The 24,104-nt window shown below is 63.0% G+C and carries 24 protein-coding genes; 15 read left to right on the forward strand and 9 right to left on the reverse strand.

Going from position 1 to position 24,104, the window contains the following annotated elements; genetic code table 11:
- The first annotated feature begins 218 nt into the window (after positions 1-218).
- Complete coding sequence (locus tag FJW04_RS09820; protein WP_140713766.1) at positions 219-668, forward strand: GatB/YqeY domain-containing protein; 450 nt, start codon at positions 219-221, stop codon at positions 666-668.
- Positions 669-727: 59 nt separating this feature from the next.
- On the opposite strand, the gene FJW04_RS09825 is transcribed toward FJW04_RS09820, so the two are convergent.
- A complete protein-coding gene (locus FJW04_RS09825) occupies positions 728-1,645 on the reverse strand; it encodes a LysR family transcriptional regulator (protein WP_140713768.1) in 918 nt (305 codons plus the stop codon).
- Positions 1,646-1,745: 100 nt separating this feature from the next.
- On the opposite strand from FJW04_RS09825, the gene FJW04_RS09830 reads away from it, so the two are divergent.
- Positions 1,746-2,537 (forward strand): alpha/beta fold hydrolase, encoded by a 792-nt coding sequence (locus tag FJW04_RS09830; protein WP_140713770.1) that lies wholly within the window; start codon positions 1,746-1,748, stop codon positions 2,535-2,537.
- A 27-nt stretch (positions 2,538-2,564) separates the two neighbouring features.
- Here FJW04_RS09830 and FJW04_RS09835 read toward each other — a convergent pair whose 3' ends face one another.
- The gene (locus FJW04_RS09835) at positions 2,565-3,548 is read right to left on the reverse strand and encodes a hypothetical protein (RefSeq protein ID WP_140713772.1); all 984 of its coding nucleotides are present in this window, start codon (positions 3,546-3,548) and stop codon (positions 2,565-2,567) included.
- A 377-nt stretch (positions 3,549-3,925) separates the two neighbouring features.
- Here FJW04_RS09835 and FJW04_RS09840 point away from each other — a divergent pair, with 377 nt between their 5' ends.
- Together FJW04_RS09840 and FJW04_RS09845 are read left to right on the forward strand one after the other, a co-directional pair.
- Positions 3,926-4,636: a DNA helicase gene (locus FJW04_RS09840; protein WP_140713774.1), complete on the forward strand. Its 711-nt coding sequence runs from the start codon at positions 3,926-3,928 to the stop codon at positions 4,634-4,636.
- A gap of 51 nt (positions 4,637-4,687) precedes the next feature.
- Positions 4,688-5,245 (forward strand): GNAT family N-acetyltransferase, encoded by a 558-nt coding sequence (locus tag FJW04_RS09845; RefSeq protein WP_140713776.1) that lies wholly within the window; start codon positions 4,688-4,690, stop codon positions 5,243-5,245.
- Between the two features lie 56 nt (positions 5,246-5,301).
- Here FJW04_RS09845 and FJW04_RS09850 read toward each other — a convergent pair whose 3' ends face one another.
- From FJW04_RS09850 to FJW04_RS09865, 4 genes are all read right to left on the reverse strand, one after another.
- Positions 5,302-6,339 carry a P1 family peptidase gene (locus FJW04_RS09850; protein ID WP_140713778.1) on the reverse strand — a complete coding sequence of 346 codons (1,038 nt, stop codon included), beginning with the start codon at positions 6,337-6,339 and terminating at the stop codon, positions 5,302-5,304.
- A gap of 1 nt (position 6,340) precedes the next feature.
- Positions 6,341-7,525: an MFS transporter gene (locus FJW04_RS09855; RefSeq protein WP_140713780.1), complete on the reverse strand. Its 1,185-nt coding sequence runs from the start codon at positions 7,523-7,525 to the stop codon at positions 6,341-6,343.
- A gap of 113 nt (positions 7,526-7,638) precedes the next feature.
- Positions 7,639-7,848: a DUF2061 domain-containing protein gene (locus FJW04_RS09860; protein ID WP_015316213.1), complete on the reverse strand. Its 210-nt coding sequence runs from the start codon at positions 7,846-7,848 to the stop codon at positions 7,639-7,641.
- A 130-nt stretch (positions 7,849-7,978) separates the two neighbouring features.
- Positions 7,979-9,643: a Na/Pi cotransporter family protein gene (locus FJW04_RS09865; protein ID WP_140713782.1), complete on the reverse strand. Its 1,665-nt coding sequence runs from the start codon at positions 9,641-9,643 to the stop codon at positions 7,979-7,981.
- A gap of 379 nt (positions 9,644-10,022) precedes the next feature.
- Between FJW04_RS09865 and FJW04_RS09870 the strand changes: the two genes are divergently transcribed.
- From FJW04_RS09870 to rpoD, 3 genes are all read left to right on the forward strand, one after another.
- Complete coding sequence (locus tag FJW04_RS09870; protein ID WP_015316215.1) at positions 10,023-10,391, forward strand: RcnB family protein; 369 nt, start codon at positions 10,023-10,025, stop codon at positions 10,389-10,391.
- Positions 10,392-10,535: 144 nt separating this feature from the next.
- Positions 10,536-12,470, forward strand: coding sequence for a DNA primase (dnaG, locus tag FJW04_RS09875; RefSeq protein ID WP_140713784.1), 1,935 nt, complete (start codon positions 10,536-10,538; stop codon positions 12,468-12,470).
- Between the two features lie 426 nt (positions 12,471-12,896).
- The gene (gene rpoD / locus FJW04_RS09880; protein ID WP_140713786.1) at positions 12,897-14,921 is read left to right on the forward strand and encodes an RNA polymerase sigma factor RpoD; all 2,025 of its coding nucleotides are present in this window, start codon (positions 12,897-12,899) and stop codon (positions 14,919-14,921) included.
- A 59-nt stretch (positions 14,922-14,980) separates the two neighbouring features.
- Here rpoD and FJW04_RS09885 read toward each other — a convergent pair whose 3' ends face one another.
- Positions 14,981-16,039, reverse strand: coding sequence for a TauD/TfdA family dioxygenase (locus tag FJW04_RS09885; protein WP_140713796.1), 1,059 nt, complete (start codon positions 16,037-16,039; stop codon positions 14,981-14,983).
- 350 nt (positions 16,040-16,389) lie between these two features.
- Between FJW04_RS09885 and FJW04_RS09890 the strand changes: the two genes are divergently transcribed.
- The 5 genes from FJW04_RS09890 to FJW04_RS09910 all read left to right on the forward strand — a co-directional run bounded on the left by FJW04_RS09890 (position 16,390) and on the right by FJW04_RS09910 (position 19,251).
- Positions 16,390-16,683 (forward strand): GYD domain-containing protein, encoded by a 294-nt coding sequence (locus FJW04_RS09890; RefSeq protein ID WP_140713798.1) that lies wholly within the window; start codon positions 16,390-16,392, stop codon positions 16,681-16,683.
- Positions 16,684-16,695: 12 nt separating this feature from the next.
- Positions 16,696-16,962 carry a DUF333 domain-containing protein gene (locus tag FJW04_RS09895; RefSeq protein WP_140713800.1) on the forward strand — a complete coding sequence of 89 codons (267 nt, stop codon included), beginning with the start codon at positions 16,696-16,698 and terminating at the stop codon, positions 16,960-16,962.
- Positions 16,963-16,965: 3 nt separating this feature from the next.
- A complete protein-coding gene (locus FJW04_RS09900) occupies positions 16,966-18,024 on the forward strand; it encodes a DMT family transporter (RefSeq protein ID WP_015316220.1) in 1,059 nt (352 codons plus the stop codon).
- Between the two features lie 3 nt (positions 18,025-18,027).
- Positions 18,028-18,408, forward strand: coding sequence for a DCC1-like thiol-disulfide oxidoreductase family protein (locus FJW04_RS09905; protein WP_181172913.1), 381 nt, complete (start codon positions 18,028-18,030; stop codon positions 18,406-18,408).
- Positions 18,409-18,552: 144 nt separating this feature from the next.
- The gene (locus tag FJW04_RS09910; RefSeq protein ID WP_015316222.1) at positions 18,553-19,251 is read left to right on the forward strand and encodes a PadR family transcriptional regulator; all 699 of its coding nucleotides are present in this window, start codon (positions 18,553-18,555) and stop codon (positions 19,249-19,251) included.
- Between the two features lie 114 nt (positions 19,252-19,365).
- Here the strand turns inward: FJW04_RS09910 and FJW04_RS29910 are convergent, their stop codons facing one another.
- Positions 19,366-19,533, reverse strand: coding sequence for a hypothetical protein (locus tag FJW04_RS29910; protein ID WP_181166347.1), 168 nt, complete (start codon positions 19,531-19,533; stop codon positions 19,366-19,368).
- 83 nt (positions 19,534-19,616) lie between these two features.
- On the opposite strand from FJW04_RS29910, the gene FJW04_RS09915 reads away from it, so the two are divergent.
- Positions 19,617-20,258 carry a TetR/AcrR family transcriptional regulator gene (locus tag FJW04_RS09915; RefSeq protein WP_140713802.1) on the forward strand — a complete coding sequence of 214 codons (642 nt, stop codon included), beginning with the start codon at positions 19,617-19,619 and terminating at the stop codon, positions 20,256-20,258.
- A gap of 44 nt (positions 20,259-20,302) precedes the next feature.
- Positions 20,303-20,599, forward strand: a complete 297-nt coding sequence (locus tag FJW04_RS09920; RefSeq protein WP_015316224.1) for an HlyU family transcriptional regulator — start codon at positions 20,303-20,305, stop codon at positions 20,597-20,599.
- Positions 20,600-20,711: 112 nt separating this feature from the next.
- On the opposite strand, the gene FJW04_RS09925 is transcribed toward FJW04_RS09920, so the two are convergent.
- Positions 20,712-21,746, reverse strand: a complete 1,035-nt coding sequence (locus tag FJW04_RS09925) for a class I SAM-dependent methyltransferase (RefSeq protein ID WP_015316225.1) — start codon at positions 21,744-21,746, stop codon at positions 20,712-20,714.
- Positions 21,747-22,031: 285 nt separating this feature from the next.
- On the opposite strand from FJW04_RS09925, the gene FJW04_RS09930 reads away from it, so the two are divergent.
- Positions 22,032-24,032: an EAL domain-containing protein gene (locus tag FJW04_RS09930; RefSeq protein ID WP_051041256.1), complete on the forward strand. Its 2,001-nt coding sequence runs from the start codon at positions 22,032-22,034 to the stop codon at positions 24,030-24,032.
- Positions 24,033-24,104: the final 72 nt, after the last annotated feature.

Below are 24,104 nucleotides of genomic sequence, written 5' to 3' on the forward strand. Positions count from 1 at the left end.
ACGGCGCGAAGCGGCGAATTCGCGGCCTCCACGCACCCAAGCTTCAGTTCATGCAAGGCCCAGTACATAGGGGAAGGGGACAGGGCGGTCAATGATCATGCGAAAGAGGGCCGCAATTTATTTCATTGAGGAATATCATAGGCTTGCCCGGGCATATCAGAGTTTGCGTTGGCCTGTCCCCGGCGCTATTGTCCGCGCCGACCGAAGGAGAGAGAGCAATGCGCGCGAAAATCGCCGAATCCCTGAAGACCGCGATGAAGGCGCAGGACAAGCACCGGCTGCCGACATTGCGGCTGATCCAAGCCGCCATCCACGACCGCGACATCGCCAATCGCGGTGCCGGCAAGGAACCCGCCAGCGACGAGGAAATCTTGCAGATCCTGGCCAAGATGGTGAAGCAGCGCGAGGAATCGGCCAAGGCGTTCGAGGACGGCAAGCGCCCGGAACTGGCCGCGCAGGAACGCGGCGAGATGGAGATCATCCGCGGCTTCCTGCCGACGCAGCTTGACGATGCGGCGGTCACGGCGGCGGCGCGCGAGGCGATAGCGGCGACCGGTGCGGCCAGCCAGAAGGACATGGGCAAGGTGATCGCGGTGCTGAAGCAGAAATATGCCGGCCAGATGGATTTCGGCAAGGCGAGCGGCATCGTCAAGGGGCTGCTGCAGTAGCGCTTTTTACCCTCGCATCGTCGTCTTCCAACACGGCCACTCGACGCCAAGCTGCGCTGTTAGACCCGAGGCTCCAATGCGCGGCGCAATGCCGGTGCTTCCCGCTGGATATGGTCCCACAAGCGATTGGCGATCGGGCCGTGCGGCCGGTCGCGGCGGCGCGCCACCACCAATTCGTCGGTGCGGCCCGGCAGATGACTGCCGGCTATGGATAATAGCTGGCCGTCGCGCAGCTCTTCCGCGATCAGGAAGTGAGGCAGGTGGCCCCAGCCGAGCCCTTGCAGGATGAGTTCCTTCTTCATGGCCTGGTCGGGGACCAGGCATCGTGGCGCGCCCTCGGCCACGAAATAGTCCTGTCGTGGCGAATGCAGGGCGGTGTCGCGCATCACGCACTGGGTGAATGCCTGCATCTTCTCCAGTGAGACCGGTTGTTTGACGTGCTCCGGCAGAAAGCCTGGCGCCACGACGGGAATGAACGACACCTTGCTGAGATCGATCCATTCCACCCGTACGTCGCCCTTGTCGATCCAGTGCAGGATGAGATCGGCTTTGTCGTCAAAAAGGCGTTCCCACGGGCCGCCGACGGCTTCGAAATGGAGATGCAGCCGCGTGCCGGGGCACTGGGCGAAGAACCGCCCAAGCATGCCCAGCACCTGCGGGCGCGGGCAGAGGTCGCCGATCACGACGTGGATATCGCTTTCCTCGCCCATCGAGAGCTGGGCGGCGTGGATGCTCAGGCCTTCCAGTTCGCGCAGCAGCGATTGCGCCCGTCGATGGAACGACAGCCCCGCTTCCGTCGCCCGCACGCGATAGCCGCCGCGATCCAGGAGGACGAGGTCGAGCTGTCGTTCGAGCCTGGCGACGGCGGCGAACACCGCCGGATGCGAGCGGTGGAGCAGGGCCGCGGCCGGCTGAAAGCCGCCGCAGCGGATCACCGCGTCGAAGCACTGGAGGTCGTGCAAGGTGAATTCGGCCATGTCAGCTTTGATTACAGAGATTGTCCTATCTTTGTAATATCACCAAATCCCAGCCACAGCTACGCTTTGCCTCATTCAACGTTCCAAAAGGATTTTAATCATGAGTGAGTTGAATTTCGTGACTGTCGGTGACGGCACGCGCATTGCCTACCAGCTCGACGGTGACGCTGGGCAACCGGTGCTGGTGCTGTCCAACTCCATCGCCACGACGCTGCACATGTGGGATGGCCAGATCGGCGAACTGTCCAGGCATTTCCGCGTTCTGCGCTACGATTTTCGCGGCCATGGCGGATCGAGCGTGCCGATCGGCGCCTATTCGCTCGACCGGCTTGGCCGCGACGTGATCGAACTCATCGATGCGCTCGGCCTTGGCCGGGTGCATTTCCTCGGCCTGTCGCTGGGCGGTTTCGTTGGGCAGTGGCTCGGCATCCACGCGCCCGAGCGGATCGACCGGCTGATCCTGAGCAACACTTCATCTCACCTCTCGCCGGCAAGTTATTTCGACGAGCGGATCGCCGTCGTGCGACAGGCGCCGGACATGTCGGAAACCGCCGAAGTGTTCCTCAACAACTGGTTCCCGGCCGGCATGGTGGCGGCCAACGAGCCCGTCATCGAGAAATTCCGCGCCATGTTGCTTGAGATCGACCGTCTGGGCCTGGCGGGTCTGTTCGCCGCGGTTCGCGACGCCGACCTTCGCCGCACGGTGGCCCTGATCAACCGGCCGACATTGGTAATCGCCGGCCAGCATGACACGGTGACGGCGGCCAGCCACAGCGAACTGATCGCGGCAGCCGTGCCCGGGGCCAAGCTTGTCGTGCTGCCCGCGGTTCACCTGTCGAACGTGGAATACCCCACCGAGTTCATGCAGGCCGTGCTCGATTTCCTGCACTGAGCCGGAGCAGGGTGCCGTGGGTCCATCTCACGGCTCCTTGCACATCGGCAGTGGCTGCGGCGGCGCCGCCGGATGGTCCTTCTTGTACTGGGCAATGACCGGCTCAAGGGTTTTTCGCGGCCAGAATTTCGGCGTACCGATCTCCTTCAGGCAGGATGCGTTCCAGTAGGTGCCGGAACCGGAATGGCCGTTTGCCACGGCGGCGATGTCGCGCGATTCCGGATAGATATAGAGCGTGGTGGGGTTGTCCTTCACCATCGAGATGAGCTGCCTGGCATCGGCCGGCAACCAGCTGGTGCAGCCATTGCTGCGGCCGCCGGCATAGTCCACCAGCCTGCCGAACGGCACGAAGCCGTCATGGTCGGCATAGGAACTGCTCGGGCTCTTGCGCAGGCACATGCCGCGCAGCACCTGCGCCGCGTGGCCGCCGATCACGCGCTGCCTTGCGTTGGCGGCTTCGCCTTCGCCGTCGAACTGGATGAAAGTGCGCTGGAAGGCCACGTCCTGTTTGGCGCCGATGCGATAATAGCCCTTGAACGAGGTTTTCGCCTCGCGGGTCATGTAGGGACCGCCGGCGGTCAGTTCCGAATCCATGGCATTGCCGAAATTCCTGGCGCAGCGCCTGCCATTGGAGAAATCCACCGTGCCTTTCAGGTTGCGGCCGCCGCCGTGACCCGACGAAATCGCGCGAAACGACTGGCTGGCCTCGCATACGACATAGTAGCGGCGCCCGAGCACGCCATTGCCCAAATCGCCGGGACGGGTGGCGTCCATGGCGAAGTAGCAGGGGTTCCGGACGACGCCCTGGGCGACTCTTTTCAGGTAAAGCGCGCGCGCCCGCTCCAGCACCACTTGTGAAATCTGGCCATCGCCATCTCCGACATGGGCCTGCAGCCAGGCCGGAATGGCCGATGGCGCGGCAAAGGACCGGGCCGATGCCATCAAGGCCATGACGACGACGAGGAGACCGAGGAACGTAACGACACCCAACGGGACAGATCTCAACCGCACCGGACCCATTCTCCTGTCGAAGCCGTTTGTGATCCCCACGGAATCACCCGAGGCGATCATAAAACGCGGCGCGCCGTCAGGCGAAACACATCTTGTTTAGCGCACCGGCAAGTAGGCGCGAAAAGACCAGGCCGACGCGCAACCATCCATAAACGGACATGCTGGGTCAAGGCTTGCGGCGGGAGCCTCCATATCTACGAACGGTAGATTTTCGAGCCGGCTCGATTGGGCTATGATCTGATTCTGGCGCGGCCCACGCCTCCTCCCTCCGCCGGGAAAGCATCGTTCATGCGGGGCCATCCAATCACCGCACCGACTGTTCGAGCACCAGGCATAAGGAGGGGTTGCAAAAACTGCTCGCACCAGGAGGTTTTGCGATGAGGCTATCTTGGCCCGTCTATCATCTGAAGCGTCAAGCCAGGCTGTTGTCCCGCGAGGTGAAAATACCGCTCCACCAGGCGCTCGACCGTATTGCGGCACAAGAAGGTTTTGCGAGCTGGAGCCTGCTTGCGGCGAAGGCCGCGGAAACTGGGCCCGCAGGCAGATTGTTTGCACAACTGGCGCCCGGCGACCTCTTGCTGGTCGGCGCGCGGCCGGGCCACGGCAAGACGCTGATGAGCCTGGAACTGGCGGTCGAAGCCATGAGGCGCGGCCGGCGCAGCGTGTTCTTCACGCTGGAATATACGCAGCCGGACATTCTCGACCGCTTCCGCGCGATCGGGGTCGAGCCACGGCAATTCGAGGGTCGGTTCGAATTCGACAGTTCCGATGCCATCTCGGCCGACTACATGGTGGCGCGGCTGGCCTCGGCCGGGGCCGGCACGCTGGTGGTGATCGACTACCTGCAATTGCTCGACCAGAAGCGGGAAAATCCGGATCTGACGATCCAGATACGCAGGCTGCGATCATTCGCGCGCGACAGGGGACTTATCCTGGTCTTCATCGCGCAGATCGACCGTTCGTACGAATTGTCGAAAAAACCGGTCCCCGATATCGGCGATATCAGGCTGCCCAATCCGCTCGACCTTTCGCTGTTCAGCAAGACCTGCTTCCTGAACAAGGGTGAGATCCATTTCCAGGCGGCTTGAGCACCCTGCTGTCCAAGGCTATGCCTGCCGCGTTTTCAGGAGGCATCGATCATGGTCGAGATCGTCAAACCGGCGCTTGAACATCTGCCGAGCTACAAGGCGGCGCTCGAACGCGGCTGGTCGCCGGACAATGTGCGACTCCTGGACGCGACGCGCGAGCAGCTTGCGGCAATAGAGGAAGACCCGGTGGCGTTCCTGGCCAGCCTCGATGATCCCGAGGCAAAGGGGCCGCCCATCGCCTTGCCCGACGGGACACAGGTACCACGCCTGCCGGGCTTCCGCCGCTGGATCTGGGACGGCGAGGCGGCGGGCTCGATCGGCTTTCGCTGGCAGAAGGGCACGGCGGAACTGCCTTCGCACGTGCTTGGTCATATCGGCTACGCCGTCGTGCCCTGGAAGCGGCAGCGCGGCTACGCCACCGAAGCGTTGCGGCTGATGCTGGACGAGGCGAGGGCGGTAGGCCTTCCCCATATCGAGATCACCGCCAAGCCGGGCAATCCGGCCTCGCACAAGGTGATTCTGGCCAATGGCGGCAAACTCGTCGAGCGCTTCTTCGAGGACGCCGCCTATGGCGGGGTGCAGAGCCTGCGGTTTCGGATCGATTTGTAAGAGACCGTTTGGAAACTCCACGCCGGCGGCCATCTGATGGCGTTTTCTGCGCCTATCTATCGCCTTTCGGCCTGGTCGCGCAGCCAGTCGGCGAGCGATGCGCGATGGGTGCCGGCCCTGCCGGTGAATGCCTCGGCGGACAGCATGGAGTTCAGCACCGCCTCCTGCGTCGCTTCCGCCGCCGCCCGGAACAGGATGTCGATGCGTGCTTCGTTGAGCGCGAGCAGCGGCACCAGATCGCGGTTTTCATCGTGGTCGACCGGGTTGCCGGTGCTGAAGGCGATGGCGATGTCCCCGCTGCCATTGCCCCAGAAGGAGCCGAGCCTGGCGATGCCGGCGCCCGCACGGCGCGCCAGGCGCTCGAGCTGGCGGTGTTCGAGCGGCACATCGGTCGCCAGAACGATCATGATCGAGCCGCGTTCGGCCTCGGCCTGCCGCCGGGGGTCGGGCCGGCGCCCATCGGGCAGGACGAGGTCGCCGGCCCTGCCGAAATTCGACAGGACGAGAACGCCAAGATGATGTCCGCCGGCGAGCGCGATTTTCCTGGAGGCCGAGCCGACGCCGCCCTTGAAGCCGAAGCAGCTCATTCCGGTTCCGGCGCCGACATTGCCCTGTTCGAACGCGCCTTCTCGGGCATCCGCCAGCGCGGCAAGGGCATGCTGCTCTGATATCGCCATGGCCTGGATGTCGTTCAAGGGACCGTCATTGCATTCACCGACCACCGGATTGACCGTTCCGGTGGTGCGGCCGATATCGGGGTTCTGGCGGATGGCGTCACGGATCAGCGCCGTGGCGCAGGTGCCGACCGAAAGCGTGTTGGTCAAGAGAATAGGCGTCTCGATGGTGCCGAGTTCCTTGACCTGCATCAGCCCGACGGTCTTGCCGAAGCCGTTGATGACATGGCTTGCCGCCATCACCTTGGTGCGGAACAGGTTTCCGCCATGCGGCAGGATCGCGGTCACGCCGGTGTTGATGTCGCCGTCGCGCAGCGTGCAGTGACCGACGCGCACGCCAGGCACGTCGGTGATCGCGTTTTGCGTGCCCGCCGGCAAGATGCCGCAGGTCAGGCCGAAATCGGCGACAGTCCTTGCCATCTTATTCGGCGGCCGCCGGTACCGGCGGGCCGATGTCGCTGCGCCGTTCCCAAAGATGGGAGATGACAGCCACAATGACGGCGACGAGCATCGCAAAGGCGCCAACAAGCGACAGGCTGCGATAGCCGTAGCCGGCGTTGAGCATGGCGGCACCCAGCGATGCGGCCAGCGCGATGCCGATATTGAAGCCGGACGGGATGAGCGAGGCGGCGAGGTTGGAGGCGTCGGCCGTCCAGGCCAGGATGCGGGTCTGGATCGGCGTGCCGATGGCGAAGTTGAGGCCGCCCCAGACGATGATCGCGACGACCATCGGCACGGGATAGGGGCTGACGGCATAGATGATGGTCAGCGTCACCGCCTGCAGGGCAAGCATGGTGATCAGCGACGGCATCAGTTTCCAGTCGGACAGTTTGCCGCCCAGGAAGACGCCAAGCGTGGCGCCGACGCCGTTGAGCAGCAGCACCCAGGGCACCAGGTTTTCGTCGAGCCCGGTGACCTCCAGCAGCGTCGGGGTGATGTAGGTGAACAGGCAGAACTGGCCGAGCATCAGCATCAGCATCAGGATCAGCGAAGTCCAGACCTGCTGGCGCGCCAGGACGCGGACCTCGCTGGCAAGGCTCGCCGACCTGGCCTGATATCCGGTGGTACGCGGCAGCAAGGCGGCCATGGCGAGCGTTGCCGCCACGCCCAGCGCGCACATCACCCAGAAGGTCGCGCGCCATCCCCAGATGTTGCCGATGGCGGTGCCGGCCGGCACGCCGATGACGTTGGAGACGGTGAGACCCGACAGGATGACGGCGACCGCCATGCCGCGCTGATCCTCGCGCACAAGGCCGACGGCGACCACCATGGCGACGCCGAAATAGGCGCCATGCGCGACAGCCACGGCAATGCGCAGCAACAGCATCGAGGTGAAGTCGGGTGCCAGCGCGCAGGCCGCCTGACCGAGGGTGAAGACGACGGCGAGGCCAAGCAGCAAGGTCTTGCGCGGCAGGCTCTTGGTGGCAAGCGCCAGCAGCGGCCCGCCGATGGCGATGCCGCAGGCATAGCCGGAGACGAGGTAGCCGGCGGAAGGAACCGAAACGCCTAGCCCCTGCGCCACCTGCGGCAGCACGCCGGCGATGACGAATTCGGTGGTGCCGAAAGCGAAGGCGGCGATGAACAGGGCGATGAGCGGCAGCGACATGAAAAGGAACCCCCGAATGCAGGGCTCAAACCATGGATGGCCTTGGCAGGCAATCCAGAAATTTTTGTCGCCGGTTTAGGTTTTCTTGACGGGACCGATCGATCGCAAGCCCTTCAAGTCACGGATTTGCGTCCGTAAGGAATCTTCAGCCATGCCCGCTCATGAAAATAATAGAGCAGCGACTTGGTGAAGACCTCCGTCACCCCGATGGCGGCCGCAAGCTTGATGCTTCCGGTCACCACCAGCGAGATGATCATCGTATCGATGGTGCCGGTCACGCGCCAGGAAAGCGCCTTGGCGAAACTGCGCGAATGGGTATCCATCGATTTCCTCCCGGTGGAAACGGATGCTTAGCCGACGGATGGCTGGATAAGCAAAGGCTAAATTTGGCGCTCTTTCCCGAATGATGGAAGCGTGTTCCAAATCGGTGCGATTGCAGGAAGCTTCCGCCAGTCAGCTCGCCTTCAGCCGCGATCCCGTGAGCAGGCCGCGCTCTTCCAGAACCGGGTAGGCCATCGAGGCCAGCAGCGAGTTGATCTGCTTCAGGTCGCGGATGGTGTCGAGGTGGATCGAGCTGGTTTCGACGCTTTTGGCGGTGCCTTCGCGCAGGCGCATAAAATGGCTGGCGCTGGTTTCCTTCTCGCGGTCGCGCAGCCGGTCCTTTTCCAGCACGAGCTGGCGCGCGGTTTCGGGATCGCGCGAGACAAGGACGTTGAAGGCGAGCCGGGCATTGGCCAACACCGAGCCATGGAAGGCACACAATTCGCTCCAGCCTTCGTCGGTGAATTCCAGCCCGCGGTCGAATTTCTTCTTCACATGCACCAGCATGTTGCGCACGATGATGTCGCCGACCTGCTCGAGCTTGACGCAGGCGCCGATCAGCTCCTGGCAGCGCAGCGCCTCGTCTTCGGTCATCGGATTCCTGGTGACCTTGGCGAGGTAGAGCTTTATGGCCGCGTGCCTGCGGTCGACACGGTCGTCGAGGGCCGCCAGCGCCTTGATCTTGTCCGAGTCTGCGTCCTCGTAGAGTTCGATGATGCGCTTGAGCATGATCTCGACCGTCTCGCAGACACGCACCACCTCGCGTGTGGCGTTGGCCAGGGCCTGGCTCGGCACATCGATCGCGCTTTCGTTGAGCGCCGACAGTTCGACGACGTCGAGCGCAGCGGCCGGCGCCGGCTTGGCGCCGAGCGCCACGATCCTTTCGGAGGTTCGGTAGACCAGACCGGCCAGCGGCAGGCCGGCGAGCAGGATGACCACGTTGAACAGGATATGGGCGTTGACGATCTGATCGGCCGCCGTCGGGCCGAGGAAGGCAACATGCGGCCGGAAGATCATGAACAGGATCAGCATGACCAGCGAACCCAGGCCGCGCATCAAAAGGTTGCCGACCGGCACGACGCGCACTTCGGGACTGGCCGAGCGTGTCAGCATCGGCGCGATCAGCGACGAACCGAGATTGACGCCGAGGATGAGGACAAGGCCGAGTTCAGGGCTGATCAGCCCACGGCCGGCCAGCGTCGCCATCAACAGCACCGCCGCGATGCTCGACTGGAACAGCCAGGTGATCATTGCCGCCAGCAGGTAGGCGGTGATGGAATCGGTGGAGAAGTAATTGAGGATGACCGGCAGCAGTTGGCTGTTGCGCAGCGGCTCGGACGCCTGGCCGATCATTTCGAGGGACAGGATCAGGAGACCGATGCCGACCAGGATGCGGCCGGTCTGGCGCCAGTCGCGCCGCTCCGTGGCCATGAACATCACCGTGCCGGCAATCAGGCAGAGCGGCACCAACAGCGTGAGGTCGAAGGTCAGAAGCTTGACCACCAGAGCCGAGCCGATCTCGGCGCCACGCACGGCCAACTGACCGGCGGCGCCCGAGACGATGCCTGAACCGGCGAAGGAGCCGACCAGCAAGGTGACGGCGGTGGAGCTTTGCAGCGCGATCGCAAGGCCGGTGCCGGCCAGCACCGCCATGATCGGATTGCGCATGGTGGCGCGCAGGCGATGACGCAGCACGTCGCCATAGGCCCGCTCGACGCCGGTCTTGACCAGGCGGGTGGCAAACAGCATCAGCGCCACCGCGCCGGCCAGATGCAGAAGGACGACGGAGCCGCTCATCGCGGCGCCTGCATGCCGGCATGGCGCGTGCGGCGGGCAGCATGGCGACCGGTGGTTAAAGCGAGGGTACGAATCATGGTCATGGCAGCCTTGGAATATAGTCGGAATATTTTAGCCGGATAATAAAAATTTGTCGATTTCAAGGGCTCGCCGCGAGGCGACGGCCGGTGTCGGAAAATGGACGGGCCCCCAAATGGTTGCACGGGCTTGAGCCGTGGATCGGGCGGACCTGGGAGGGTGTTGGCGCCGCTGCTTGCGCTTATGTTCAAATATTCGGACTAAGCAGCGAGATTCATTACACAATTGTAATGCTGACGTTCAGTTTCGGTTCATCCCTTGGCCGCTATTCCTCTGGCATCGACAACCAAGGAGACTTCCCATGAAACGCATTGTGCTTTCCGCTCTGGCTTTCTCGATGCTGGCCGCCACCTCACTCACCGGCCAGGCAGCGCCGATGAATGCTCCGGTCGCGCCGCAGTCGAACTACACCAAGGTCGACTGGCAGAGGCCCGGCGACCACCGGGATATGAAAAAGCGTGTCTTCAAGAAGAAGGTCGTGGTGAAGCGGAACAACTGGCGCAATGGCCAGAAATATTCCGGCTGGAGGCAGCACCGGCCGATCCGCGACTATGGCCGCTATGGCCTGCACCGTCCCGGCCGCGGCCAGGAATGGATCCGCGTCGGCAACGACTATGTGCTGGTCGGCATCCTCTCCGGCGTCATCTTCGGCGCGCTTGCCGCGCAGTAAGTTCCGACTGGTGCCGGACTGAAAAAGAAAGGCGGTCCGCAATGGCCGCCTTTCTATCTGGCCTGTGGAAACCGGGCATCGTCCGCATTAGGGGTCGTCTGAAATCGCGGGCATGATTATATGGTGGGGAAACGAGTTCCCTCAATGCGCTTTCCGCCCGCCTTTCTCGACGAGATCCGCGACCGCGTGCCGATTTCATCGGTTATCGGCCAGCGCGTCGCGTGGGATCGCAAGAAGACCAATGCCTCGCGTGGCGATTATTGGGCGTGCTGCCCGTTTCATGGCGAAAAGAGCCCGTCTTTCCACTGCGAGGACAAGAAGGGGCGTTACCACTGTTTCGGCTGCTCGGTCTCGGGCGACCATTTCAAGTTCCTCACCGAACTCGAGGGATTGAGCTTTCCCGAGGCCGTCGAGAAGATCGCCGACATGGCCGGCGTGCCGATGCCGGTTCGCGATGCGCAGGAAGAGCGGCGCGAGAAGGAACGCGCCAGCCTGACCGACGTCATGGAAATGGCGACCGTCTTCTTCCAGGAGCGCCTGCAAGGGCCTGAAGGCGCCAAAGCCCGCGCCTATCTGCGCGACCGTGGGCTGACGCCGGCGACGCAGCAGTCGTTCCGGCTCGGCTTCGCGCCCGACAGCCGCAATGCGCTGAAGGAACATCTGGCGGCCAAGGGCGTGCCGAAGGCCGATATCGAGGCCTGCGGGCTGGTGCGCCATGGCGACGATATCCCGGTCTCGTATGACTGGTTCCGCGACCGCATCATGTTTCCGATCCCGGATTCGCGCGGCAAGATCATCGCCTTCGGCGGTCGCGCGCTGGCGCCCGACGCGCTCGCCAAATACATGAACTCGCCCGACACCGAGCTCTTCCACAAGAGCAATGTCCTCTACAATTTCGCCCGCGCCCGCAAGGCATTGGCGAAAGGCGGTACGGTCATCGCCGTCGAGGGCTACATGGACGTGATCGCGCTGGCGCAGGCCGGCTTCGAGAATGTCGTGGCGCCCCTCGGTACCGCGCTTACCGAAAACCAGCTCGAATTGTTGTGGCGCATGGCGCCGGAGCCGATGCTGTGCTTCGACGGCGACAAGGCCGGGCTGAAGGCGGCGTGGCGGGCCGCCGACATGGCGCTTCCGTCGGTACAGGCCGGACGCTCGGCGCGCTTCGCGCTGCTGCCGGAAGGCAAGGATCCCGACGACCTGGTCAAGGCCGAGGGGCCGGATGCCTTCCGCGCCGTGCTGGCCGATGCGCGGCCGCTGGTCGACCTCCTGTGGATGCGGGAGACGGCGGGCGGCGTCTTCGACACGCCGGAGCGGCGGGCGGAATTGGGACAGACGCTGCGGGAACTCAGCAGCCGCATCCGCGACGAAAGCACGCGCTACCACTACCAGCAGGAAATGCGCGAACGGGTGCAGAGCTTCTTCGGCTCCCAGCGCAATGCGCGCCAAGGCCGCCAGGACTGGAAACCGGGGCAGGGCAAGGCAACCGCACCCGGTGGCCAATTCGCCAAGCCGGGTGGCGGCCGCATGGCGATCACCGAAAGCCTCGGCCAGTCGGCGCTGGTCAAGCGCGGCAGCGAAGGGATGTCGGTGCGCGAGGCGACGATCATCGTCGCCTTGATCAACCATCCGGCGCTGATCGACGAGAACTTCGCTCATGTCGAGTTCCTCGATCTGGCCAATTCCGATCTGACTCGGCTGCATGCCGCCATCCTCGATGCTATGGCGCATGACATGGCCAACGACCGCCACGCCGTGGTGGCGACGATCGAGCGGGCCGGCTGCGCCGAGATCTGGGAGCGCGCCGTCGGCCTGATCAAGCGGGCGCGGCAATGGCCGGCGCTGGAGACGGCGGCGCTCGAGGACGCCCGCGACGCCCTGAACCAGGCGTTGCACTTGCAGCGCAGCGCGCGCACCTTACATAAGGAACTGAAACAGGCGGAAGCGGCGCTCGAGGCGGATCCTTCGGACGAAAATTTCCGCCATCTGATCGAAATTCAGGCGCAGTTTCAGGATGTACAAGCGACGGAAGCGCTGATCGAAGGATTTGGCGTTTCGTCGGGCAGGGCTGGGCGAGCCTAAGTGCAGCTGAGTGCAGGAATGAAGGCGCGGCCGCGCTTCCCTTGGGGGCGCGGTGCGCTAAGTCGGGTAATTGATTCGCTTTTTTCATGCGAATCATGCCAGAGGCGCTTGACCTTCGGACAGAATGACGGAATCAGGACGATTCGAAACGTTAACCCGCACCCGCGTCGACGGGAAACAAGCGATGCAAGGTACTTGGTCACTGGACAGGCGGCCCGCCTGCCACAGATATCAGGGTAATCTGGACTTAATGTATGCCGCCCAAGAGTGAAACCCGGTTTTGGGGCAACGGCATGCACCAAACAAAAGAGTGGATGCAGTTTGTGGGCCGGGTAAGGCGCGTTTAGAAAAACGGGCGTATCCGATTTGACTGGTCCGACAGCTTACGCGGCCCCGATGGCCGGCCGCTAGGAGAAGATAAAGACTATGGCGACAAAGGAAAAGGAAGAGGTCGAGACCGAACGCGAAGGCGCCACCGATGGGCCTCTGCTCGACCTTTCCGATGATGCTGTCAAGAAGATGATCAAGGCCGCCAAGAAGCGCGGCTATGTCACCATGGACGAGCTGAATTCGGTGCTGCCTTCCGAGGAAGTGACCTCCGAGCAGATCGAGGACACGATGGCGATGCTGTCCGACATGGGCATCAACGTCGTCGAGGATGACGAACAGGGCGAAGAGGCCGAGGCCGGCGACACCGCCGCCGATGCCGAGGAAGACGCCAACGAGCTGGCCGAGCAGACCGGCACCGCGGTCGCCGCCACCACCACCAAGAAAGAGCCGACCGACCGCACCGACGATCCGGTGCGCATGTATTTGCGCGAGATGGGCTCGGTCGAGCTTCTGTCGCGCGAAGGCGAAATCGCCATCGCCAAGCGCATCGAGGCCGGGCGCGAGACGATGATTGCGGGCCTGTGCGAAAGCCCGCTGACCTTCCAGGCCATCATCATCTGGCGCGACGAGCTCAACGAATCCAAGATCCTGCTGCGCGAGATCATCGACCTCGAAGCCACCTATGCCGGCCCCGAAGCCAAGCAGGCGCCGGTGGTCGAACGCGTCGAGGAAGCACCCAAGGTCGAGGAAAAGTCGCGTCGCGGACGCGATGACGAAGACGACATCACCAATGTCGGCGCCGACACGCGCGGCATCGGCGATGATGACGAGGAAGACGAGGACGAGGCGAGCCTGTCGCTGGCGGCGATGGAAGCGGAACTCCGCCCTCAGGTGATGGAGACGCTCGACGTCATCGCCGACACTTACAAGAAGCTCAGGAAGCTGCAGGACCAGCAGGTCGAGAACCGTCTGGCCGCCGCCGGCACGCTGTCGCCCAGCCAGGACCGCCGGCTGAAGGAGCTGAAGGACCAGCTGATCAAGGCGGTGAAGTCGCTGTCGCTCAACACGGCGCGTATCGAGGCGCTGGTCGAGCAGCTCTACGACATCAACAAGCGGCTGGTGCAGAACGAGGGCAAGCTGTTGCGCCTGGCCGAAAGCTATGGCGTGCGCCGCGAGGAATTCCTGAAGGAATATCAGGGCTCGGAACTCGACCCCAACTGGACGCGTTCGATCGCCAACCTGACCTCGCGCGGCTGGAAGGAATTCACCAAGAACGAGAAGGACGCGATCAAGGATTTGCGCGCCGAGATCCAGAATCTGGCCACGGAAACGGCCATTTCGATCCTGGAATTCCGAAAGATCGTCAACCAGGTGCAGAAGGGCGAGCGCGAAGCCGCGATCGCCAAGAAGGAAATGGTCGAGGCCAATCTGCGCCTCGTCATCTCCATCGCCAAGAAATACACCAATCGTGGCCTGCAGTTCCTCGACCTGATCCAGGAAGGCAATATCGGCCTGATGAAGGCCGTCGACAAATTCGAGTACCGCCGCGGCTACAAGTTCTCGACCTACGCGACATGGTGGATCAGGCAGGCGATCACGCGTTCGATCGCCGACCAGGCGCGCACCATCCGCATTCCGGTGCACATGATCGAGACGATCAACAAGATCGTGCGCACCTCGCGCCAGATGTTGCACGAGATCGGCCGCGAGCCGACGCCGGAGGAACTGGCCGAGAAGCTCGCCATGCCGCTCGAAAAAGTGCGCAAGGTCTTGAAGATCGCCAAGGAGCCGATCTCGCTCGAAACGCCTGTGGGCGACGAGGAGGATTCGCATCTGGGCGATTTCATCGAGGACAAGATGGCGATCCTGCCGATCGACGCGGCGATCCAGGCCAATCTGCGCGAGACCACCACGCGCGTTCTGGCTTCGCTCACCCCGCGCGAGGAGCGCGTGTTGCGCATGCGCTTCGGCATCGGCATGAACACCGACCACACGCTGGAAGAGGTCGGCCAGCAGTTCTCGGTCACCCGCGAGCGTATCCGCCAGATCGAAGCCAAGGCGCTGCGCAAGCTCAAGCACCCGAGCCGCTCGCGCAAGCTGCGCAGCTTCCTCGATAGCTGAGTTCATTTTTGTCGCGAACAGTTAAGGGCGCCGATCGGCGCCCTTTTTCGTTTCGGGCGTCAAAGCAACGGCACGTTCAGCCGCGCGCCCTTGACGGTGATGCCGCCCCGGTTGCCGATCTCTATCGAGCCATAGCGCTGCCGGAAGCAGTCCGGCAGCGGACGGTCGCCGGGGACCGACAGCCACAGGCGCAGCATATGGCGCTGCTTGTCGGGATCCGGCCAATCGCGAAAGCCCATGCGATCGTGAAGCAGCGAATGATTGTAGACAAACTGCATGTCGCCGGGCTGGAGCCGCATAGACAGATTCAGCCTGACATCATTGGCAAGGCTGTCGAAAAGATCCAGCGCCTCGACATGGGCTAGAGTGAGGCGCATGGCATCGGGGAAGCGCTGCGCGCTGTCGATGTACTGACGCTGATAGATGCCGGTCAGCAGTCCGGCATGCCAGTTGAGCACCGGGATTTCGAAGTAGGGCTTTTCGCCTTCCGGGATCTCGCCACGCCGGTCGGTGGCAATCGGATCGAACAGCAGGCGGACCAGATCGGGCCGTCTCTTGCGCATCTCGTTGTAGATCGTCACCGTGCTCACCAGCAGGGACTCGCCGCCTTGCATGGCATCGCGCAGGCAGAGCAGGCCGACGACATCGGCGGAATCGGTGTGGAATGTCTGGCGCTCGGATGTCTGGTAGATGCGCGTCGCGGTGTTTCTGGCGTCGGCACCGATGTCGCGGACATGGCCGAGTATATGGCCCTGGGCATTCTGGGACCGAGCGCTTCCCAGATGGGCGCCAACCCCGCGGAAGATCGTTGCCGCCATCTCGGTGGAATATCTCTCGACCGGGAGACCGCGCAGCACCTCGAAGCCAATTCCGGCAATCAGTTTTTCGCGAAGCGCGGCAAGGTGGCCGGCAAGCCGGGGCAAGGGGAAATCAGCCTTGGTCAGACTGCCGATATCGTGCGAGCCGGCGAGAAAGCCGGTTGCGGCAGCTTCCAACTCCGCGACGTCCTCTGGCTCCAGGTCGACCAGCCATTTTTCAGGACGCTTCGCCATGTCCTCGCCGATCCAGGCGGCGGGAATTTCGATCTGTTCCGGCGGCAGCTCTGATGTCTCGCGCATGAAGCTCTCCTGCGGCTGGATTGGCCCCGGATGGGGTATTTGCCGGCCTGGGGGCCACGACGGAGATTGCCGCAATCCGGCGGGTTTTTAAACCGGCTTTACCTGAACGCAGCCGGCTGATTTGCGGTTGATGCCTGCCAGCGCCTTTGTTGTGTCGGCTGGCGGGAGGTCGCGCCCGCTCGGCATTGGGTTCCCGCGCGGTAGCGCTTGCAGGATGTCGGCACTGGGAGGATACTTCGGCGTCGGATGCATTTTCGGGCGACAACCCCGGAAGCCCGCCCCGGTCGAGGCCGTGTCGACAAGCCCATGGCCTGAGTGCCGTGCTCCGCGGCCCCGGAGAGAGGCCTACCATGACGACCTACATCATGCTGATGAACTGGACCGAGCACGGCGCCAAGAACGTGCGCGACTCGCCCAAGCGCCTCGACGCCGTCAGGAAGCACCTGGGCGAGATGGGAGGATCGTTCAAGTCGTTCTACCTGACCATGGGCGAATTCGATATGGTGGCGGTGGTCGAGGCGCCCGACGATGCGGTGCTGGCGCGTTTCGCGCTGATGCTGGCCGCGGGCGGCAATATCAGGTCGCAGACGATGAAGGCTTTCCCGGAGCTCGCTTACCGCGAGATCATCTCGTCGCTTGGATGATAAGTATCCGCCTTGCGCAAACAGGTCGGCACGGCCAATCCCGCATCGGTCCATTGCGCGGCGATTGACGGACGCCTGACAATCAAGAAGGACAAGGCCGGCAACGGGTTTTGCCACCTGCCCAACGGGCGCCTCTGTGAAGAGTGGGCGCTGTTTCGCGACAACAGACGCGTCGGGCCGTCATGCATCGGAACTGAGGCGCGGACTTCCGTTGGGCGATCTCGCAAACCGTGCCTGGCGGTGTGGTCGATGACATGGCGTGCCACCATGATAGGGTAAGCCATGACCCATTCCCATTCGCATCTTTGGCCTGGCGTACCGCTTGCCCTCGGCTCTGCCGTCTTGTTCGGCGCGACGCCGCCCCTGTCCAAGCTGCTGCTCGACAGCGTCAATCCGTTCATGCTTGCGGGCCTGCTATATCTCGGCGCGGGCCTTGGCCTTGCCCTCTATCGCCTGTTGCGCGACCGGCAAGCCAATGCCGGCGAGGCGCGACTGGCCGCCGAGGATATTCCATGGCTTGCACTGGCCATCGGCATGGGCGGCATTGTTGGACCGGTCCTGCTGATGTTCGGCCTCATCCTCAACACGGCATCCAGTTCGGCATTGCTGCTCAACCTCGAAGGGCTGGCAACGATGGCGATCGCCTGGCTCGTCTATCGCGAAAATGTCGACCGGCACCTGCTTTTCGGTGCCTTTGCCATTCTCACTGGCGCTGTTTTGCTTTCGTGGCAAGGTAATGGCGTCACTTTCAACCTTGGCGCGTTGCTGGTCGCGGGGGCGTGCCTGGCATGGGGACTGGACAACAATTTCACGCGCCGGATATCGGCCACAGACCCGGTGGTGATCGCCATGCTGAAGGGGCTCGTGGCCGGTACCGTCAATGTCGGCCTGGCATTGATCGGCGGCGCCTCGCTTCCCGCCGCGCCGATTGTCGCCTCGGCGGCGGCTGTCGGTTTCTTCGGCATCGGCGTCAGCCTGGTGATGTTCATCCTGGCGCTGCGCCATCTCGGAACGGCGCGCACCGGAGCCTATTATTCGCTGGCGCCGTTCATCGGTGCCTTGCTGGCCATCGTCATGCTCGGCGATGCCGTGACGCTGAAGCTGGCGATTGCAGGGTTGCTGATGGGCGTCGGGCTCTGGTTGCATCTGTCGGAACGCCACGATCACGAGCATGAGCACCAGGCGCTGGAGCATGAGCACAGCCATGTGCATGACGAGCACCACCAGCATCATCATGACGGGCCGGTGACGGAGCCGCATTCGCACTTGCACCGGCATGCGCCGCTGCGCCACAAGCATCCGCATTATCCCGATCTGCACCACCGGCACGATCACGGCTGACACATGTCCAGGCCCGTGCTGACCGTCTGGTACAACACGCGCTGCCCCGTCTGCGATGCCGGCATCGGTCGGCAGAAGCGGCGGCTGGTCGAGGCGGTCAAGGCCGGTCGGATCGAATTCCGCGACATCAACCTGGAGCCAGATGCGCTGTCGTCGCGTGGCATCGCGCTGGAGGACATCCGCCGCCGGTTGCATGCGACCGACGCCCAGGGCAGGCTGCTGGTCGGTGCAGACGTGGCGATCGCGGTCTGGCTGACAACGCCTGGCGAGGGATGGCTGGCGCACCTGTTCGGCAATCGGCTCATGCTGCCGCCGACCCGCATTGCCTACGATCGCTTCGCCGATCTGCTGTACGGCTGGAATCGGCGCAAGGGCCGCTGGTAGCCCATTCACACACCATCCATTCCTGCCGCGCCTGACGCCTCGACGCCACCCCTTGGTTCAGATACATCGTAAGATATATCTTGACTCACCGACAGGGTGTTCCTAATTAAGATATATCGTGAGATAGAACTCAAGGAGCAATCAATGCACAAGCACAATTTTGGGCACAATCATTCCGACCGTCATCATTTCGGCGAGCGCATGTTCATGCACATGGCCGGCAAGTTCGGTGGTAGGGGGGGCGGCGGCTTCGGTCCGTTCGGGGGCAGGGGCGGCGGCGGCCGCGGTGGACCTGGCGACTTCTTTCGCGCCGGGCGCATGCTGGCCGACGGCGACCTCAAGCTGATCACGCTGTCGCTGCTGGCCGAGGCGCCGCGTCACGGCTACGACATCATCAAGGCGCTGGAAGAGCGCACCAGCGGCATCTACACCCCGAGCCCGGGCGTGGTCTACCCGACGCTGACCTTCCTGGAAGAGGCTGGCTATGCCGTGTCGTCGAGCGAAGGCAACAAGAAGGTGTTCTCGATCACCGAGGCCGGGCAGGCGCATCTGGCCGACAATCGCGAGATGATCGACGGCGTGCTCGATCATCTCGAGCGGTTCGGCCGCAAGATGGCCAAGGCGCGCGACTGGTTCGGCTGGAACGACGACGGCGAGGACCGTCGCGGCGGCCGGGGTGGACGTGGCGAGCGCTCCGAAACGCGCGACGAATTCCGCGCCATCCGCCACCGGCTGCGCGCGGCACTCGGCGAGATCGTCGATGCCCCGGCCGAAAAGCAGGCCGAGGCGATCGCCATTCTGGAAGCCGCCGCCGAAGCGCTGGAAGCGCTGACACATCGCTGAGCCCACGATGCGGCGCGTCTCCTGAAGCGCGAAAGCTCAACAAAAAGCCCGGGGAGATCCGGGCTTTTCTCGTCAGGGCAGGTCGGCATCATTCCTTGCCGACATATTCACTGATCAGCTTCTCGTGCGCGCCTTCTCGATCTTGGCCGTCTCGGCGGAGATGCGCTCGTCGGTGCGGTACTTGACCAGGTTCACGAGGCTGCCGGTGAGCAGCAGGATGCCCATGGCCAGTAGCCAATAGCAGGAATGAACCTCGTTCAAGACCTTTTGAACACTGTTCACGATACCCTGGATGTGGTAAACGAAGCAGCGTCGGGTCGAAAACAGCAGGTCATTTGCTAGGCGCGCTCATTCAGAAGGAAAGCATGGCACTCGACAAGGAAGAGACGGGCGAGCGGGTGCTGGCCATTGCCGAAGTGCTGCTCAACGAGGGCGGCAGGGACAATCTGAAGGCCAGGACCATTGCCGAACAGGCGGGCATCTCGGTCGGCTCGGTCTACAACCTGTTTTCCGATCTGGACGGGGTGCACCGCGCCGTCAACATGCGCCTGCTCGACCGGCTGGGGGGCGCGGGCGCCGCGGCGATGGCCGAGCTTGCCAGGCGTGGTATCACCGACGTGCGCCAACGGCTGATGGCACTGGCAGGCGCCTATGTTCGCTTCGTCGAGGCGCATCCCGGCAGCTGGCCGGCGCTGCTTGCCTTCAACAGGCGGCGTCCGGTGCTGACCGAGCCCGACGTCTACGAAGCGCGGCTCGACCGGCTGTTCGAGATCATCGCCAGCGTGCTTGCCGATGGCGGCTTCGATCTCGACGAGGACACGCGCCGGATCGCCGCGCGAACCCTCTGGTCAAGCGTACATGGCATCGTCACCAGCGGCTATGCGGCCAGGTCCGACCGCCGCCAGGCCGATGAGATCGGCCAGCAGATCGAGCTCCTGGTCTCCGTCTTCATCAGGGGACTGGAACGCGGCGGCACATTCGCGCATGCTGGAGGAACAACGTCGTGAATCGCACGCGAACCGCGATCGCCGGCGACAGGGAGATTTGAGCGATGTCTTTTTTGAAGCGTCTTTTCGGCGGCGGCGGTGGCGGCGAAGCGGCCGAGCCTGGAAATGCCGCGCCCGCCAAGCAGGTCGAGCACAAGGGCTTCACGATCAGCGCCACGCCCTACAAGGCTGATGGCCAGTACCAGACCTGCGGCGTCGTCTCCAAGGAGGTCGACGGCGTTGTGAAGGAGCACAAATTCATCCGCGCCGACCGTTTCGCCGGGCTGGACGACGCCGTCGACATCTCGATCAAGAAAGGCATCCAGCTCGTCGACGAACAGGGCGAGCGGATTTTCGGCTAGGGCATGCCGTTCCCGAAGCGAGCCTGGGGTGCGCGTAAGAGGACCGAACCCTCGAGCATCGCGGTCGAAGCGCTCGAGGTCTTACGTCAGCCGGTTTGCATCCAGACGGGTATTATCCACGCTTGTGGATGACGCCGTAAAGCACGTTGCGGTTCTCGCCGAAGTAGACCTGCGCGTCGACTGCGTTGCGGTCGACGCTGGCGTTGATGATGTTCCACATGTCGACCTCCGACCGCAGCAGCAGCACCCAGTCCATGAACGTTTCCCGGTAGCCGGCGTCAGGAGTGCCCTCGGCGTAGTTGGCGAACAGGAAGGTCCCGTTCGGCTTCAGCATCTGCAGGCAGGTCTTGGTGAGTTTCACGGCGACGTTGTGCTGGAGGTAGTCGTAAAGGCCGGAGGCATAGATGAGGTCGAACTTGCCGAGCTTGTGGCCTCTGGTGAGCACAGTGCGCACCGAGCCGTCGATGGCCTCGACCGCGGTGCCCTGGAAGTCGCGCGCGATCAGTCCGACGCTCTGGGGATCCTGGTCGAGCGCGACCCAGCGCTTGAGGCCGCCCTCGGCCAATGCGGCCGAACGGTTCGCCTCGCGCAGATGGCCGGCAGCGATCGCCAGGACTTCCGTTTCGGGTCCGTTCCTGGCCGCGGTTTCATCGACATAGCGGGTCAGCAGATCGCGGCGCTCGCGTGCGGCGACGCATGACGGAACGTTCTGGGTGTGGCTGTAAAGCGCCTTGCCGACCTCCGAGGCGCTTGCGACGCTCTCGGCAACATGCGGGTCGCAATAGATGTAGTCGAGCAACTGCGCGTCGCCGGAATAACCCCTGGGCTTGGTGAAGGACCAATGCGTCAGCGGATCCTCCAGAAAGTACTTCTGGATCGGGTGGTTCTGCGCCACCGGTATCAACGCCTGCCAAACGTCGGGATGGACCTTGGCGCGCAGCGCATTGAGAAGCGACAGCAGGCGGCGAACGATCTCGGCGGGAAATTTTTGCTGCTCGACCTGTTGCTGTGTGGCGTGGAGGATGAGCGCCAGCTCCGCGCGAGCGGTTTCGAACGCTTCGCCATGATGCTCGGGCTTTCCTCGACGGAGACCACCGGCGATCGCTTCAGCAGTAATCAGACTCTGGCCGTCAAAGACAGTTTGCACACCAAGGCTCCATAGTTAACAGTCAGTTAACTTATTGCGTAGAATACTCGATTTGCCAACGGCGGCTCCGTTGCATTCTATCGATATGATTAATTTCCCGCTAACCATGTCAATTCTTTGGGGTTTTTGAGGGCGGGATTCCGGGTTCGAGTTAACGGAAACTTGTCCTGCGTCATTGCATTTGATCGCGCGGCAAGTCGTGTCGCGCCAAGGAGTCGGTCTGCGTTGGGGGCAGAAGCTGGAAAAGAGTTCGGAACGCGAAATGTCCTTCAGTCGGGATTTGTCGTGAACGAACGCGCGTCATCCGCAGTGGCCGATGCGGTGGATGCGGAACCGCCGCGCCAGGAGCTGGGGGCGGCCGAACTTCGAACCCTTTACCGCACGGAAGCCCAGGCGAAGCGAAGGAAGGAAGCCAGGCCAGGCCTCTGGATCGCCGTCGTCATCTACGTCTTGTTTTCAGTATCGGATCTGCTGCTGATACCCGACGTGGCCGCCCTTACAATCACGGCCCGCTTCGCTGTCGGACTGACTGCACTGTTGGTCCTGGAAGCACAGCTTCGCAGGGGAGCCGCCACCGACTGGCTTGACGTAACCTGCGCCGCGGCCATCATCTTTGGCTATATCGGCTGGCTTTGCCCCGCGTCCATGGGCGCGAACAAGGAAAGCGTCGCCTATTATATGGTCTTTGGCACTATTTTCATGATGAGTGCCAATCTCTTCTTCACATTCCGCTTCAAGGTCTCGATCATAACGTCGACGATAATTTTGTGCATCTTGTATGTGGTGAACTACTTTTTACCCGCTACGCTGATATACAAGATGGTCTTCGGCACTTTCTACGTTTCGTGCTTCACATTCACGTCCTATGTTAACTGGAAGCTGAACGAAGAACGCTACAACGTCTTCCTGAACGCGCTGGAAGCCAAGATCCAGCACAAGGAGGCGACCGAGCGCGGCAAGGCCCTGCTCAGGCTGTCGCGGACGGATCCGCTGACCGGGCTGGAGAACCGGCGCGCCATCGACGAAAAACTGCGCGACTATTGGAACGACTGGCAAAAGCTTGGCCACGGTTTCGCGGCGATCCTCATCGATGTCGACTTCTTCAAGAAGTTCAACGATTGCTATGGCCATCAGGAAGGCGACCGTTGCCTGATCCAGGTCGCCGATGCGCTCAGCGACCTGATCAAGCAACATGATGGCTCCATCGGCCGCTATGGCGGCGAGGAATTCATCGTCCTGGCCCGCATGGACAAGAAGGGCGAGGTCGCGGATCTGGCGGAAGCCATTTGCCGCACGATCGAGAACCTGGCGATCGCGCATGAGTTGCGCCGGGATGGCATCTCGATCGTGACGGCGAGCGTGGGCGCGGCGTTCACCAGGAAGCAGACCGCCGCCAAGCTGGAGAAGATCATCCACGAGGCCGATCGAGCGCTCTATCTTGCAAAGGCCAGCGGCCGAAACTGTGCCCGGCTGTTCGATCCGACCGATCCCCAGAGCAGCGACGAGAGCGAGAACCTGGCGGCATTGCTGAAGATCGCCATTGGCCAGGACCTCGTTTCGCTCGTCTACCAACCCATCCAGGACGTCGCGTCGGGCGGGTTCGAGGCCGTGGAGGCGCTGATGCGCCTCAAGATGCTTGACGGCACCCTGGTTCCGCCGAGCCTGTTCATTCCCGTCGCGGAACGAACCGGCGCCATCCTTGAGCTCGGGCGCTGGGCAATAAGGACGGTGTGCGCCGAACTCCTGGCGCAGGATCACGTGCGCGTCGTCAGCGTCAACGTCTCGCCGATCCAGCTCAAGACGCCTGGCTTCGCGACGTCGGTCGCGACCATTCTGGGGGAGACCGGCGTAACCGGAAACAGGCTGGCCTTCGAGATCACCGAGGGGCTGGAGATGGAGATGCATTCCGACATCCTGCGCTGCATCAGTGACCTGAAGCTGCTCGGGATCAGGATCTGGCTCGATGATTTCGGGACGGGCTTCGCCGGCCTTTCATGGCTTCGTCTCATCGACTTCGATACGGTCAAGATCGACCGCTCGTTTCTTCACGACTGCGGCACCCCCAAGGGCATGGCGATGCTGCAGGACATCATCGCGCTGGTCAGAAATCGCGGCCACAAGATTCTGGTCGAAGGGGTGGAGACCGAAGAGCAGATGGTCCTCATGCGCCAATTCGGCATAGACAAGGTCCAGGGCTTTCACGTCGGCCGTCCCGCTCCGGCCGCGAATTTCCAGACCAAGCGGGCCATTCAAAAGCGGCCGTTCACGGTTCTCAAGTCGGCGTGACCGCGAGATAGGCGTGGCTTGACCGGCCATCGCCCGTCAAGCCCGTCTGCCCTCTGGCGACGATTGCAGCGC

Origin of the sequence: Mesorhizobium sp. B2-7-3, assembly GCF_006440715.1 — a bacterium.
GTDB lineage: Bacteria > Pseudomonadota > Alphaproteobacteria > Rhizobiales > Rhizobiaceae > Mesorhizobium > Mesorhizobium australicum.

Excerpts from the sequence above, each read along its gene's own strand:
- FJW04_RS09820 (WP_140713766.1), top strand. The coding sequence starts at position 219 with ATGCGCGCGAAAATCGCCGAATCCCTGAAGACCGCGATGAAGGCGCAG.
- FJW04_RS09825 (WP_140713768.1), bottom strand. The coding sequence starts at position 1,645 with ATGGCCGAATTCACCTTGCACGACCTCCAGTGCTTCGACGCGGTGATC.
- FJW04_RS09830 (WP_140713770.1), top strand. The coding sequence starts at position 1,746 with ATGAGTGAGTTGAATTTCGTGACTGTCGGTGACGGCACGCGCATTGCC.
- FJW04_RS09840 (WP_140713774.1), top strand. The coding sequence starts at position 3,926 with ATGAGGCTATCTTGGCCCGTCTATCATCTGAAGCGTCAAGCCAGGCTG.
- FJW04_RS09845 (WP_140713776.1), top strand. The coding sequence starts at position 4,688 with ATGGTCGAGATCGTCAAACCGGCGCTTGAACATCTGCCGAGCTACAAG.
- FJW04_RS09850 (WP_140713778.1), bottom strand. The coding sequence starts at position 6,339 with ATGGCAAGGACTGTCGCCGATTTCGGCCTGACCTGCGGCATCTTGCCG.
- FJW04_RS09855 (WP_140713780.1), bottom strand. The coding sequence starts at position 7,525 with ATGTCGCTGCCGCTCATCGCCCTGTTCATCGCCGCCTTCGCTTTCGGC.
- FJW04_RS09860 (WP_015316213.1), bottom strand. The coding sequence starts at position 7,848 with ATGGATACCCATTCGCGCAGTTTCGCCAAGGCGCTTTCCTGGCGCGTG.
- FJW04_RS09865 (WP_140713782.1), bottom strand. The coding sequence starts at position 9,643 with ATGAGCGGCTCCGTCGTCCTTCTGCATCTGGCCGGCGCGGTGGCGCTG.
- FJW04_RS09870 (WP_015316215.1), top strand. The coding sequence starts at position 10,023 with ATGAAACGCATTGTGCTTTCCGCTCTGGCTTTCTCGATGCTGGCCGCC.
- dnaG (WP_140713784.1), top strand. The coding sequence starts at position 10,536 with ATGCGCTTTCCGCCCGCCTTTCTCGACGAGATCCGCGACCGCGTGCCG.
- rpoD (WP_140713786.1), top strand. The coding sequence starts at position 12,897 with ATGGCGACAAAGGAAAAGGAAGAGGTCGAGACCGAACGCGAAGGCGCC.
- FJW04_RS09885 (WP_140713796.1), bottom strand. The coding sequence starts at position 16,039 with ATGCGCGAGACATCAGAGCTGCCGCCGGAACAGATCGAAATTCCCGCC.
- FJW04_RS09890 (WP_140713798.1), top strand. The coding sequence starts at position 16,390 with ATGACGACCTACATCATGCTGATGAACTGGACCGAGCACGGCGCCAAG.
- FJW04_RS09900 (WP_015316220.1), top strand. The coding sequence starts at position 16,966 with ATGACCCATTCCCATTCGCATCTTTGGCCTGGCGTACCGCTTGCCCTC.
- FJW04_RS09905 (WP_181172913.1), top strand. The coding sequence starts at position 18,028 with ATGTCCAGGCCCGTGCTGACCGTCTGGTACAACACGCGCTGCCCCGTC.
- FJW04_RS09910 (WP_015316222.1), top strand. The coding sequence starts at position 18,553 with ATGCACAAGCACAATTTTGGGCACAATCATTCCGACCGTCATCATTTC.
- FJW04_RS09915 (WP_140713802.1), top strand. The coding sequence starts at position 19,617 with ATGGCACTCGACAAGGAAGAGACGGGCGAGCGGGTGCTGGCCATTGCC.
- FJW04_RS09920 (WP_015316224.1), top strand. The coding sequence starts at position 20,303 with ATGTCTTTTTTGAAGCGTCTTTTCGGCGGCGGCGGTGGCGGCGAAGCG.